This window comes from Sorangium sp. So ce363, assembly GCF_051520435.1.
GTDB lineage: Bacteria > Myxococcota_A > Polyangia > Polyangiales > Polyangiaceae > Sorangium > Sorangium cellulosum_B.
The window spans coordinates 1,230,441-1,244,050 of sequence record NZ_CP150333.1 but is presented as its reverse complement, the minus strand read 5'-3'; the positions used below and the strand labels follow the sequence as shown (position 1 = coordinate 1,244,050).

At 71.2% G+C, this 13,610-nt stretch carries 7 protein-coding genes; all 7 read right to left on the bottom strand.

Annotation, left to right across the window (positions count from 1 at the left end):
* Positions 1-5 precede the first annotated feature (5 nt).
* The 7 genes from WMF12_RS04640 to WMF12_RS04610 all read right to left on the bottom strand — a co-directional run bounded on the left by WMF12_RS04640 (position 6) and on the right by WMF12_RS04610 (position 13,212).
* Positions 6-2,390: an alkaline phosphatase PhoX gene (locus WMF12_RS04640; protein WP_437866679.1), complete on the bottom strand. Its 2,385-nt coding sequence runs from the start codon at positions 2,388-2,390 to the stop codon at positions 6-8.
* Positions 2,391-2,617: 227 nt separating this feature from the next.
* Positions 2,618-2,821 (bottom strand): hypothetical protein, encoded by a 204-nt coding sequence (locus WMF12_RS04635; RefSeq protein WP_437866670.1) that lies wholly within the window; start codon positions 2,819-2,821, stop codon positions 2,618-2,620.
* 155 nt (positions 2,822-2,976) lie between these two features.
* Positions 2,977-5,427 carry a sodium-translocating pyrophosphatase gene (locus WMF12_RS04630; RefSeq protein WP_437866665.1) on the bottom strand — a complete coding sequence of 817 codons (2,451 nt, stop codon included), beginning with the start codon at positions 5,425-5,427 and terminating at the stop codon, positions 2,977-2,979.
* Positions 5,428-5,899: 472 nt separating this feature from the next.
* Positions 5,900-7,651: a serine/threonine-protein kinase gene (locus WMF12_RS04625; protein ID WP_012233567.1), complete on the bottom strand. Its 1,752-nt coding sequence runs from the start codon at positions 7,649-7,651 to the stop codon at positions 5,900-5,902.
* A gap of 57 nt (positions 7,652-7,708) precedes the next feature.
* Positions 7,709-10,372 carry an ATP-binding protein gene (locus WMF12_RS04620; RefSeq protein ID WP_437866643.1) on the bottom strand — a complete coding sequence of 888 codons (2,664 nt, stop codon included), beginning with the start codon at positions 10,370-10,372 and terminating at the stop codon, positions 7,709-7,711.
* Positions 10,373-10,450: 78 nt separating this feature from the next.
* Positions 10,451-11,146 (bottom strand): DNA-directed RNA polymerase, encoded by a 696-nt coding sequence (locus WMF12_RS04615; RefSeq protein ID WP_437866628.1) that lies wholly within the window; start codon positions 11,144-11,146, stop codon positions 10,451-10,453.
* 161 nt (positions 11,147-11,307) lie between these two features.
* On the bottom strand, positions 11,308-13,212 hold the full coding sequence (locus WMF12_RS04610) for a hybrid sensor histidine kinase/response regulator (protein ID WP_437866607.1): 1,905 nt from the start codon (positions 13,210-13,212) through the stop codon (positions 11,308-11,310).
* Positions 13,213-13,610 lie beyond the last annotated feature (398 nt).

Below are 13,610 nucleotides of genomic sequence, written 5' to 3'. Positions count from 1 at the left end.
GGGGATCACTCGGGCAGGAAGGTGACCGCGATCACGCTCGACAGGGAGGCGTCGCCCTTCGGCCAGGTGCTGTAGGCGTTCTCGCCGGGGTGCTGCACCGACATGAAGATCGTGCCCATGTCGGGCGTGAACGACGGGCCGGTCGCCTCCGCGTCGCTCGGCAGCCCCACGACGCGGAACGCCTTGCCGAAGCTCGGCTGGGTCACGCCCGGCTGGCCCGCGCGGTGGGCAGGGTCGAGATCGAGGTAGTAGAAGGCGTCCGCGTGCGAGGCCACGCCGAAGTTGCCGTCGGTGCCGAACCACACGCCGCCGTCGCGGTCGAGGAGCAGGTTGTCCGGGCAGGAGGCGTCGAAGTCGCCCTGCCCCTTCGAGCCGTGCCACACCTCGAAGTACAGGAACTCGGCCGACGCGCCCGGGTTCGCGGGGTCGGACTCTTCCAGCGCGAAGATCGAGCCCACGGCGTCCGCGCGCTTCGGGGACTGGGTCGCGTGCGTCGCCGGATCGAAGACCGCGCCGTCCTGATCGAGCGACGTCTGCCCCGTGTGGTTGGTGAACGCCACGTAGAGGCGCGGCGTGCCGCTCGGGTCGCGCGGGTTCCACTCGATGTCCTCGGGCCGGTTCAGCTCCATGATCCCGACCTTGTTGCTCGCCGTGAACAGCGCGCGCCAGACGTCGTAATCCGTCGGGAAGCCGCCGATCCGGTTCCAGCTCACGTCGCGCAGCGCGTCGCCGACCGTCCTGGCCGGGTCGCCGAGCGCTGCCGCGTTCGGCGCGATGGCGGCGCTGTCGACGGAGAGCTCGATCCACTGCCCCGTGCCCGGGGACGCCTCGGTCGGGGCCGCGTGGGTCGCGACCAGGGTGTTGCCTGTCGTGTTGTCGAGCCCGGCCATGTGCGCCGCGTAGAGCTTGCCCTCGTCGAGCAGCGCGCGGATCGCCGCCCGCGTCATCCCGGCCGTGTAGTTGCCGCTGGTGACGTACTTGTAGATGCGGCCGCCGCGGCGATCGTCGGTCCCGTAGACCACGATCGGCCGGCCGGGCACGAGCCTCCACGCGTCGTCGACAGCGAACGTCGCGGCCTCCCAGCGGGCGCGGCCCATGAAGCCGAACTTCTTGTGGCCCGTGCCCGCCTGGGTCTTGCCGTCGTACTCGCCAGCGGGCTGCCCCGGGTCGATCTCGGTGAGATACCCGTAATGGTCGCGCGGCTGCCGGCCGTTCGGATCGGAGATGCGCCCGAACTCCGCGCTGGTGCTCGCCTCGAAGACAGGGCTCACCGGCGCGCCCGGGTCGAAGCCCCGGCCGGTGAGGAACCGCTGATCGCCCGACCAGCTCGCCTCGAGATCACCGTAGTAGTCCTGCACGTTCTCCTCGGCGGTGATCACCGTGCCCCACGGCGTCTGCCCGCCGGCGCAGTCGCCCATGATGCCGGCCACGAGCCCGCCCGCGAGCGCCGCGCCGGTCGTGTCGTCGTGGCCCGGACTCGAGAGCTCGTGCCCCGCGACGCGGCTCAGCGTCTTGCTCGTCGCGTCGTAGCGGACGGCGGTCGCGCTCCGGTCGACCGACCATGCGCCCGTCGCCGGGTCCTGCACGGTCCGGAGCCAGGAGCCGCCGACCTCCTTCTTTTCCCAGCGGATATAGGTGTCGACGTCCGCCTGCGACCAGACGTTCGACTCGACATCATTCGTGAGGACGCCGAGCTTGCGCAGGTGCCGGGCCAGCGTGAGGTGCTGCCCGGTCGGCGCGGAGCTGACCGTCGGGCTTCGCCCGGAGACGTACTCGTGGTTGACCCAGAGCCACCCGGCGGTGGCGGAGCCGTTCCACTGCGGCGCGTCGCCCGCGGTGGCGGCCCACCGTTCGCCGAAGAACGCGGTGTAGTCGTTGTTGGCGCCGAAGCGAGGCGCTTCCGGCGTGGTGCTGAAGGTCAGCGGATCGAGCCAGGTCACCACGATGTCGGAGCGCACGCCGGCGAGCGCACGGATGGTGTCGGTCGCGGCCGCGCGGAGCGGGAACTGCTCGCCCTCGGGCAAGGTGCCGGTGGCGAACAGCGCGACGCGCTCCCTCACGTAATCCCCGAGGTTCGCGGCGCTGCTCCACACCGGCACGTCCTCGCCGGGCGCCCCGGGCGCCCCGGGCTCCCCTGGCGCCCCGGGCTCACCGGGCGCTCCGGGCTCACCGGGCTCACCGGGCGCCCCGGGCTCCCCCGGCGCACCGGGCTCCCCCTGCTCACCGGGCTCTCCCTGCTCACCATTCGCGCCGTCCTTGCCCGGTGCGCCCTGTTCACCGGGCGCGCCGGGCGCGCCCTTCGCGCCATCCTCGCCGCAACCGCTCCCGATCGCGGCAAGGCCGCCTGCGAGCACCAGAAGCAACGCCGTCCTCAGGGTCCGCCTCGTCATCATGTCCTCGTCTCCGCCGGGTAATGGCCGCAGACGATGCCTGGCGACGGTGGCGCCCCAATGCCCCTCACGCGACGAGTTGTTGTCAGAGATCGCCTGACCCTCGATCGGGCGTGTCATGAGCACCGCACGACCGGCGGCCACGCGCCGGGGCCACGGCGAAGGTGCCCTCAGATGACCAGCGGAGCCGCGTTGCTCGTCATGACCGCGCGGCCGTCGTCGCTGCGCTACTCGTCATCCTCGTCGGGGACGACGACGTCTTGACCGAAGCGCGCGCGCGCCTCGAGCAGCTCCCTGTCCGAGATCCAGGTGCGCTCGCAGCCGAGGAGCGGCTCTACCTGATAGACGTCCTTGCGCTGCTCGCCGTGTCCGTCTTCGAGGATCCGGACTACCTCGTGATGGAGGCCGCAGGTGGGGCAGAGCGCTCGCATGAAGGGTCACTATAGTGCGGGCACGCTGGGCGCAAGGCCCCTCCCCCCGCGCGCCGTCGACCGCGGAGCGGCGTCGGGCGGCGGGGGAGGTCAGCGCGTGAACGAGGGGAGCGCCAGGGCGCGGGGAGCGCCGAGCGCGAGAGGAGACGCCTGGCTCAGGCCGTGGCGCGGGCGCCGGCAGCGGCGGTCGCCTTCTCGTCCGACTTGATCCGCATCCCGTAGAAGGAGCGGTACACGAACACCGTCGAGAGCACGAAGAAGATGCCCGCGAGCACGAGGCTCGTCCCGCGGTCGATCTCGATCGCCAGCTCGACCGCGAGGAGGCCGAACAGCGTCGTGAACTTGATGATGGGGTTCATCGCGACGGACGAGGTGTCCTTGAAGGGGTCGCCCACGGTGTCGCCGACGACCGTCGCCGCGTGGAGCGGCGTGCCCTTCTCCTTCAGCTCCACCTCGACGAGCTTCTTCGCGTTGTCCCAGGCGCCGCCGGCGTTCGCCATGAAGATCGCCTGATAGAGCCCGAAGAGCGCGATGCTGATGAGGTAGCCGATGAAGAAGAACGGCTCGAGGCAGGCGAACGCGAGCGTCGAGAAGAAGACGCCGAGGAAGATGTTGAACATCCCCCGCTGCGCGTACTGCGTGCAGATCTCGACCACCTTCTTGCTGTCGGTGATCGAGGCCTTCTCCACGCCCTCGAGGCGGATGTTCGCCTTGATGAACTCGACCGCACGGTAGGCGCCGGTCGAGACCGCCTGGGTCGACGCGCCCGTGAACCAGTAAATGATCGCGCCGCCCGTCACGAGGCCGAGCAGGAACGGCGGGTGGAGCAGCGAGAGCTTGTCCACGTTCGTCGTCAGCTTGTTCGTGAGCACGACGATGATCGAGAAGATGAGCGTCGTCGATCCGACGACCGCCGTCCCGATGAGCACCGGCTTGGCCGTCGCCTTGAAGGTGTTGCCGGCGCCGTCGTTCTCCTCGAGGTAGTGCTTCGCCTTGTCGAAGTTCGGGGTGAAGCCGAAATCCTTCTTCAGCTCGGCCTCGACGTTCGGGACGTTCTCGATGAGCGAGAGCTCGTAGACCGACTGCGCGTTGTCGGTCACCGGGCCGTAGGAGTCGACCGCGATGGTCACCGGGCCCATGCCGAGGAAGCCGAACGCCACGAGGCCGAAGGCGAAGACGCTCTCGGCGATCATGAGCTGCGCGAGACCCTGGGCGGAGAAGAAGTACGAGATGGCCATCAGCACGACGAGGACGAGGCCCATCCAGTACGCGCTGAAGTTGCCGGCCGTCAGGCCCGAGAGCACGTTCAGCGAGGCGCCGCCCTCGCGCGACGCGGTCACGACCTCGCGGACGTGGCCCGACTCGGTCGAGGTGAAGATCTTGGTCATCTCCGGGATGATGGCGCCCGCCAGGGTGCCGCAGGTGATGATCGACGAGAGCTTCCACCAGAGCGTCGTGTCGCCCCCGATGTTCGGGATCATGAACGCCGAGACGGCGTAGGTGAGCGCGACCGACACGATCGAGGTCAGCCAGACGAGGCGCGTCAGGGGAGCCTCGAAGTTCATCTTGTCGGCGTCGGCGTAGGACGCCTTCGCGATCGCCTCGTTGAGGAGGTACGAGCCGATGCTCGCGAGGACCATCACGATGCGCATCACGAAGATCCAGACGAGCAGCTGGACCTGGACGGCGGCGTCGGGGACGGCGAGGAGGATGAACGAGATGAGCGCGACGCCGGTGACGCCGTAGGTCTCGAAGCCGTCGGCGCTCGGGCCGACCGAGTCGCCGGCGTTGTCGCCGGTGCAGTCGGCGATGACGCCCGGGTTGCGCGCGTCGTCTTCCTTGATGTTGAAGACGATCTTCATGAGGTCCGAGCCGATGTCGGCGATCTTCGTGAAGATGCCGCCCGCGATGCGGAGCGCGGAGGCGCCGAGCGACTCGCCGATGGCGAAGCCGATGAAGCACGGGCCGGCGTAATCGCCCGGGATGAAGAGCAGGATCACCAGCATGAGCATGAGCTCGGTGCTGATGAGGACCGCGCCGATGCTCATCCCGGCCTTGAGCGGGATCGCGTACGTCGGGAACGGCTTGCCCTTGAGGCTCGCGAACGCGGCGCGCGAGTTCGCGAACGTGTTGATGCGCATGCCGAACCACGCGACGCCGCAGCTGCCCGCGATGCCGACGAGGCTGCTCAGCAGGATGACCACGACCTTCGCGGCATCCATGTGACGCAGCACGCCGAAGTAGAGAACCATGACCGCGCCGATCAGGATCTCCAGGACCAGGATGAACTTGAACTGCGTGACCAGGTACGTCTTGCAGGTCTCGTAGATGAGCTCCGAGATCTCCCGCATCGCGCGGTGGACCGGGAGCTTGTTCAGCTGCGAGTAAATGACGAGCCCGAACACGAACCCGAGCGCGCAGACGCCGATGCCGCCCATGAGGAGCGTGCGGCCGTCGATGCCACCGAAGGACTGGGTGCCTAGGTCGGGGAGGACAAGATCGGATTCACTGGCGCTGGCGAGCCCGCCGCTGAGCAGCAGGGCGAGCGCGGCGAGCCCGGCCAGCATCGGTGCGAGCCAGGCCTTTTGGGACCGGAGAACGTTCATGGACGGTGTGCCTCCATCGCAAAATCCGAGGCAGAGGACGGCGCCATCGCCGCTCGCTGCTTCGTGGTTCCGAGGGGTTGGCCGCCTGCGTAAAGGGGAAGGGGACCGGCGCGCTGCCGGATGGGCTCTTGCTCTAACGCCGACGCTTCAGCACAGCCTCGTCCCTCGACGACCGGAGGGTGTCGGAGTGCCCAGAGCTGCCAGGCATGCCTCCACCGTGACCGGACCCCCGAGGCGCGCGCTAGCTACCATGCACCCGAGACGCCGTCGAGAGGGCGCGATGCGCGCCCTCGACGAGAAGGCCTGTCAGCGGCGCGACGTCAGGAGATGACGTAGGGAGATTACGTACGATGGTGAAAGAAAGAAGCGCGCACGACCGAACGCTGTCACACGCTGTCGCGTCCGGTCGCATTCAGCTGCGCTCGGACGCTTTCAGCTGCGCTCGATCGTGTTCAGCTGTCTCCGTCCGTGTTCAGTTGCGCTCGGTCGCGTTGTTCAGCCGGCGATCCGAGCCGGAGAGTCGCTGATCCGAGCCCGAGTCCGCGCCAGGGCTGGCGTGGGACGTGAGGAGCTCCGCCACGAGATCCCGACACTCCGGCTTGTTGCGGAGGTGGCTCAGCAGCAGGTTGGAGGCTTCGCTGAACGACTTCTCGTAGGCGAGCCCCTCGCGCGTGCGCGCCGCGACGCGCTCGCGCCCCTGCGCCAGGTCCTCCTCCAGGGCCTCGGCGTAGCGGGCGAGCTGGGCGCGGAGCTCGTCGATCTGGCGGCGCAGGTCGCGCGCGTTCGCCTCGCGCGTGTTCTTCTTGTGCTCGTAACGCCCGAGCTGCTCGCGCTTCGCCTGCGCGGTCGCGCCGGCCGCGCCCGCGCGCTCGTAGATGAGCGGATCGTGGTTGCCCTGGCGGGCCGCCCCGTCCGCCAGCTGGCGCGCGGACAGCGCGAGCTTCTCGGCGGCGGCGAGCTCGACGCGGACCTTCTCGACGTCCTCGCCGTCGGCCATCGCCTCGCGCATCACGCGCGACTCCTCGTGCGCGAGCTCCTCGACCTTGCGGCCGATCTCGGCGCGCAGCGCGCGGCCGCGGCGCTCGAGCGCCTCGAGCTTGCGGGTGAGGCTCGCGACCTCGCCCTCGAGCTTGTTGGCGCGCGCGGCGAGGTCCCAGGCCTGCGCAAGGCCGTTCTGGACCTCCTGCGGCACCTGCCCGGACGGGTAGGCGCGGGAGACCATGCGCGAGAACAGGGCCGCCCGGCTCGCCCACTCGATGACGCCGGCGCTCTGCGGCGGCGGCGGCGGCGGCGGCACCGGCACGCCGTCGCTCCCCTCGACCTCCCACGCGTGGGCCGGGAGCCCGCGCTGGAGCGCCTTCAGCTCCTCCTGGAGGTGGTGGGCGTCGCGGTAGCGCTTGCGGATGTCCTTCTCGAGCAGGCGCAGCACGATCGCCTCGCCCTGCGCGTGCGCGTCGGGGCGGATCGAGCGGGGCCGCGGCGGCGCGTGGGTCCGCTGCATCTCGAGGAGCGTGTCGCGGTCGTTCGCGCGGAAGGGGAGCTGCCCGGTCAGCATCTCGAAGAAGAGCACGCCGAGCGCGTAGAGGTCGGACTGCGCCGTCGCCTCCTCGCCGCGCGCCTGCTCGGGCGACATGTACTCGGGCGTCCCGAAGACCGCGCCCTTCGGGGCGAGGCGCGGGTCGCGCGCGATGGCGGCGAGGCCGAAGTCGAGGATCTTGACGAAATCCTTCCGGCCGCCGCGGTGGGTGAGCAGGATGTTGTCGCTCTTCAGGTCGCGGTGCACGACGCCGAGGTCGTGGGCGCGCGCGAGCGCAGCGCACATCTGCTCGAGGATGTCCACCGATCGCGCGATCGGCATCGGGCCGCGCGCGAGCTCCGCCGAGAGCGGCGTGCCGACGAGGTACTCCATGACGAGATAGAGCTCGCCCTCCTCGGTCTCGCCGATGTCGTGGATATCGATGATGTGGGCGTGATCAACGCGGTTTGCGGCGCGCGCCTCGCGCAGCATCCACGCGCGGAGGTGGGTCTCTCCGCGGAGATCGGGCCGGATGAGCTTCAGGGCGACGACCCGGTCGATCAGCACGTGGCGAGCGCGATAAACGACGCCCATGCCGCCTTCGCCAAGCCGTGCCTCGAGCCGGTACCTGCCGGCCACGACCTTCCCGATCAACGGATCGGTGCTCGAAGCCTTGGGACCTGCCGGTCGCTGAATCGCGCGCTCCATGGTGCCTTCGTTTCTCCTCAGCGCTCCCCAGAAGAGCCGTTCTCGTCTCTCAGGGCCCTATTGCGCTGTGCGGTGAGTCGGATCGCTCGCTGAACGTATCCGGTTTGAAACAGCCGGTCTACGGGCCCGCGGTCGGGTTGCGATGAATATCGTGCGAGCTCCGTGTGGAGGTGGGGTGGGAGACCGGCGCCGATGGCGCGCTCGTCTCGTCGAGCCAAGCCGCGCGTTAGGCCGAGCGGGCGGGCTCGCCTCCGCGGACGGCCGTTCGGGCGGGCTCGCCTCCGTGGAAGGCCGTGCGGGAGGAGGGGTATCGCCTTGCGGACGGGCGCTCGCCGGGCGAGGATCGAGGGGCAGGCGACAGACGAAGCGCGCGCCGTGGACCGAGGCCGGCGCTCCGCGGCACGGGTGTCCGCCGTGGCCGCCGTCGCCATCTTCTTCTTCTGGTTCTGGTTCTGGCGCGAGGGCCAGCGTGCCGCCGTGCCGCCGGACGATCTCGGTCGAGATCGACAGCCCGAGGCCGGTCCCCTGCCCTCGCGGCTTCGTGGTGAAGAACGGATCGAAGATGCGCTGGGCGAGGTCCGCCGGAACGCCGGGCCCGCTGTCCGAGATCGCGACGGCCGCCATGTCCTCGTCGACCCAGGTCTCGATGCAGATCGCCGGCTCGCCGGGCGCACGCGGCGCCGCGCCCCCGCCGGAGGTCCCCTCCTCTGCCGGCGCGGCGGGCGCCGGCGGCGCCTCGAGCGCCTGGATGGCGTTGACGAGGAGGTTCATGAACACCTGGTTGATCTCGCCGCCCCTGCAGGTGACGGGCGGCAGCTCGCCGTAGCGCCGGATCACCTCGATGCGCGCCTGCCGGAGCCGCGGGCCGAGCAGGAGCAGCGTCTCCTCGAGCCCGGCGTGCAGATCGACCGGCAGCGGCTCGCCCGAGACGCGCGAGAAGCTCTTCAGGTTGGTGACGATGCGGACGCTGCGCTCGACCGCGCGGTGGACGAGGGTCGAGATGCCGGCGAGATCGTCGAGCGCCGCCTCGGTCTGGAGCCGCTCGCGGAGCGCCTCGAGCGCGCGGCGGCGCTCGCCCGGGAGATCACGCTCCGCCTCGCGGTACGCGTCGAGGACGGCGCGGAGCTCCGCGGCGCGCTCCTCGATCGGCTGGGCGGCGCCGGCGATGGCGTTCAGCGGGTTGTAGATCTCGTGCGCCACGCCGGCCACGAGCTCGCCGATGGAGGCGAGCCGCTCGCCCTGGATGAGCGCGGCCTGCGTCCGCTTCAGCTCGGACAGGGCGCGCGTGAGCTCGGCGGTGCGCGCGGCGACGTTCTCCTCGAGGCCGGCGCGCTCGGCCTCGAGCTCGGCGATCGTCCGGGACAGCGCCTGCCGCATGCGCTCGACGCTCTCGCCGAGGCCCACGACCTCCTTCGGCCCTGACAGCCGCGGCACGGCGGCGTCGAGCTCGCCGCGCGCGACCTCGTCGGCGGCGCGGGCGAGCTGTGCCATCGGCCGGGAGAGCTCGCGCGCCGCCCGCGCGACGACGCCGAGGGCGGCGAGGACGAGGAGGGACAGCGAGGCGAAGAGCGCGGTGATCGCGTTGAAGTCCTCGTCGAACGACGAGCCGGTGGCGAGCGCGCGGTAGAGGCCGATCGACGAGAAGAGCGAGAGGAGCCCCGTGAACAGGAGGGGCAGCCCGAAGTCGCGCAGCATGCGCCGCCGGAGGGGCGTCGGGGGCGCGCCGCCGTGCTCGGGCGCGCCCGTCCAGGCGCGCAGGAGGTCCACCGCGCGGGCGACCGAGTCCTTGTGCCAGGCGCGCTGGTAGAACGAGACGCCGAAGGCGAAGAGCGCGCCGAAGCCGAGCTGCATGAGCGCGTCGGCGACGCTGGAGGTGGCGCCGACGCGCACGTAGGCCATGCCGATCGCGGTGCACCCGAGCCACAGCGCGAAGTTCAAGGAGGCGAGCACGTCGGGGAGCCGCTCGGCGCGGGCGAGGCCACGGCCGAGCAGGGCGCGGGCGCCGGAAGGGCCGGCCGCGAGGGCGGCCAGGATCGGGCGCGTGGCGGGGCGCACGGCGAGCGTGAAGCCGAGGGTGCCCGAGAGGGCGAGGAGGGGGACGACCTCGAACCACGCCTGGAACACGACCTGGCTCTGGGTGCGGAGGAACGCGACGCAGAAGAGCAGCATGACGTGCCCGCCGACGATGCCCGCGGTCGCCGCCGACTCCGCGAGCCTCGGCCGGAGCGCCGCGGCGAGGGCGCGCGCCGAGGCGGCGTCTCCGGCGCCGCCCTCGACGGCGCCTTCGCGGAGCAGGGCGCGGTAGATCGCGCGGCGCATGCCGCCCGCCATGACGCCGAAGGCGACCGCGGTCACCAGGAGGCCGAGCCACGACGGCGGCGTCGCGCGGCCGATCCCGAGCGGCCCTGGCCAGGAGGGGGGCACGGTCGGGGCGCCTCGGAACGCGAGCGGCAAGACCGCGAGCGGCCACGAGAGGGTGCGGATCGCCGCCGCGACGGCGAAGCCGCGGTCGCCGCGGCGGGTGAGCGCGCCCGAGAACGCGGCCGAGGCGGCCAGGGAGGCGAGCAGGAGGATCGCCGGCCACGGCGTGGTGAGGGCGGCAGGGACGACGGCGGAGAGGAACAGGAGCGCCGAGAACAGCTCCCATCCGGTCGCGACGAGCTCTGCGCGGACGCGCGGGGCGCGGAGCGCGGCGGGCGGGGGCGGCGGCGGCGTGGTCACGAGGCGGGCGGCATGGAAGCGCAGGGCGCGCGCCCTCGCAATGGCGCCCCGGCCCGCGGCGGGGCGCGCCTCCGCGCGTCAGCGGGCGGGGAGGCGCACGCCCGGGAGGACGGTGCGCCGCTCGACGACCTCCTCGAGCGCGTCGGCGTCGATCAGGAGGTGCGCTCGCAGGCTGTCCTCGATCGCCGAGAACACCTTGCCCTGGTAACGGATCTCGCGGCCGGACCCGGCCGCGAGCCAGTAGTTGCCGCCGGGGCCGCTGCCGTCGCCGGCCGCGCTCGGGCTGGCCAGGAGCGGCTCCGCGTTGCCGGGGAACGGATCGGGCGGGGTCGCGAAGCCCGGGAACGACGGCGCGGGCGGCGCGGGCCCGAAGAGCTCGGGGCCTGCGGAGAACGTGAGCGACGCGCCGGGCTCGAAGCTCACCGACAGGGCGCCGCCGCGAGCGGCGACCACCACGCCGGGCGTGCGCTCCTCGACGACGACCTCCTCGATGACCTTCCCGGAGACGAGCAGGAGCTTGTGGCTGCTCGTCACCTGCGAGCTCTCGGCCGTGAGCTCGCGGCGCAGCGCGATCGGGTGCGAAACGTAAAATTGCAGGTTCTTCACGTCGCTGTCGCTCAGGTCGCGCTGCACCCGGAGCTCGTGCGTGAACGGGACGAGGCGGGGGCCGCAGCCCAGGAGGAGGAGCGAAAGGAGCGCCAGGAAGAGCGGGGCGGACGCCGTGGACAGGCGCCAGCGCGCCGCGGCGTGGGTCGTGTGGACGGAGAACGGCATGGAAGCCCTCGTTGAGGAGGCCCCGGCGAGATCGCCGCGGCGCACCTCTTCGCAACGGGGCGGCCGGGCGCAGCTTACAGCGAGCCGCCCGCCGCGAGGGTGCCTGGCGACGCAACGGCGGAGTCGCCGCCGCCTCCGGGGCGCGCGACGGGATGAGGCGCTCAGCCGGCTCCAGGACGATTGGCGATGTCCGCCAGGTGCTGTTTCAGCACCTCCGCGCGGATCGGCTTGACCAGGTGCACGTCGAACCCGGCCTCCCGGGTCATGCGGCGGTCCGATTCCTGGCCGTAACCGGTCATCGCGAACAGCGATAGGCCCGCGAGGCCGGGAGTGCGACGCAGCGCGCGCGCGACGTCAACCCCTGTCATGCCCGGCATGCCGATATCGAGCAGCACGACGTCGGGCTGGAGCTGCGCCGCGAGCTCGAGCGCTGAAGGGCCGTCGAACACGGCGTGCACATCGTTACCCATGCGCTTGAGCAGCAGCGCCATGCTCTCGGCCGAGTCGTGGTTGTCGTCGACGACGAGGATGCGCAGCTTGCGCCCGGCTTTCGTTGCGGGCGCGCCCACCGTCGGCGGCGCGAGGGGGCGCGTCAGCCGCGGCAATCGCACGATGAACTCGCTGCCGCGGCCGGGCCCCTCGCTGAGCGCCTGGACCGTCCCGCCGTGCAGCTCGACCAGCCGGCGCACGATCGTCAATCCGAGGCCCAGCCCGCCCTCGACGCGATCGAGGCCGCGATCCCCCTGCGTGAACAGATCGAACACCTGCGGCAGCAGCGCGGGCGATATCCCCACGCCGTTGTCGCGGATACGGAGGATCGCGTGCGCGTCGTCCGCCTCCACGGTGACCCGGATCGAGCCGCGCGGCGGCGTGAACTTCGCCGCGTTGTGCAGCAGGTTGCTCACCACCTGCGTGAGCCGCGCCAGGTCGCCCGGGACGATGGCGAGCGGCTCGGCGGGTAGCTGCAGCTCCAGGGTCTGCTCGCGCGCGTCGATCCAGGTCCGGGACGCTTCCGCCGCGCGCGTCACCACGTCGGCGAGGTCGATCCGCTTGGACTCCAGGGCGATCTTGCCGCGCGTGATGCGGCTCACGTCGAGCAGGTCGTCGACGAGCCGCACGAGCTGACCGAGCTGCCGTTCCATCAGGCCGGCTGCCCAGACGACCTGGGCGTTGTCCTGGCCTTCGAGCTTGAGGACGCTTGTCGCGTTGGCGATCGGCGCCAGCGGATTGCGCAGCTCGTGCGCCAGCATCGCCACGAATTCCTCCATCTGGCGCGCGTTGGACTCCATCTGCTCCAGGCGCTTGCGCTCGCTCAGGTCGCGCGTGATCTTGGAGAAGCCGCGCAGCTCACCGCCCGGGCCACGGATGGCCGTGACGAGGACGCTCGCCCAGAACATCGAGCCGTCCTTGCGCACGCGCCAGCCTTCGTCCTCGAAGCTGCCTTCGCGCCGCGCGGCGGCCAGCACCGTCTCTGGCCGGCCGCGCTCGATCGCCTCGGCCGGATAGAAGCGCGAGAAATGCGTGCCGATCACCTCTCGCGCGGAGTATCCCTTGATCCGCTCCGCGCCGGCGTTCCACGTGGCCACCCTGCCCTCCGGGTCGAGCATGAAGATGGCGTAATCCTTCACGCCTTCGACCAGCGCGCGGAAGCGCTCCTCGCTCTGCCGCAGCGACTCTTCCTGGCGCTTGCGCTCGGTCAGATCGCGCGTGATCTTGGAGAAGCCGCGCAGCTCGCCGTCGGGGCCGTGGAGGGCCGTGATGATGACGTTCGCCCAGAACATCGAGCCGTCCTTGCGAACGCGCCAGCCTTCGTCCTCGAAGCGGCCAACGCGCCGTGCTTCGGCGAGCTCTGTCTGTGGCCACTTCCGCTCGATCGCCTCGGCCGGATAGAAGCGCGAGAAGTGCGAGCCGATCACCTCTCGCGCGGAGTATCCTTTGATCTGCTCGGCGCCGGCGTTCCACGTGATCACGCGCCCCTCGGTGTCCAGCATGAAGATGGCGTAGTCCTTCACCCCTTCGACCAGCATGCGGAATTGCAGATCGGCGCCGAGCCCCGTCGGATCCATGCGGCACAGCCTACAGCATGGGTACACGTTTGCCACGCGGCGAGGCTCTCCGTTCCCGTCCTGCTCTCCGCGTCTGCGAGCGGTCATCGTGGCGGCCGGCAGCGGCGAGTGACGAGCACAGCAATTGCCGCGTGGGCCGGCGTCGAGAGCGCCCGCCGGCGGCCGCGCAGGGCCACCGCTACCGCTGGAGCGGTTCGAGAGTGCCAAGACGGACTCATCGATTGTGGAGCCATCGAACGTGTCAGTGCGAGCCACCCGACCTCGAGGGCACCGGGGTTGTCTTGCCCATCAGCGCCGAGAGCGCGCGGCGCCGATCCGTTGCCGACGCCCGGTGGCTCACGCTCGAGTTGGTGTGCGGCCGTGTCGCGGGCGAAGAAACGCCGGTGTACCCTGGCCGG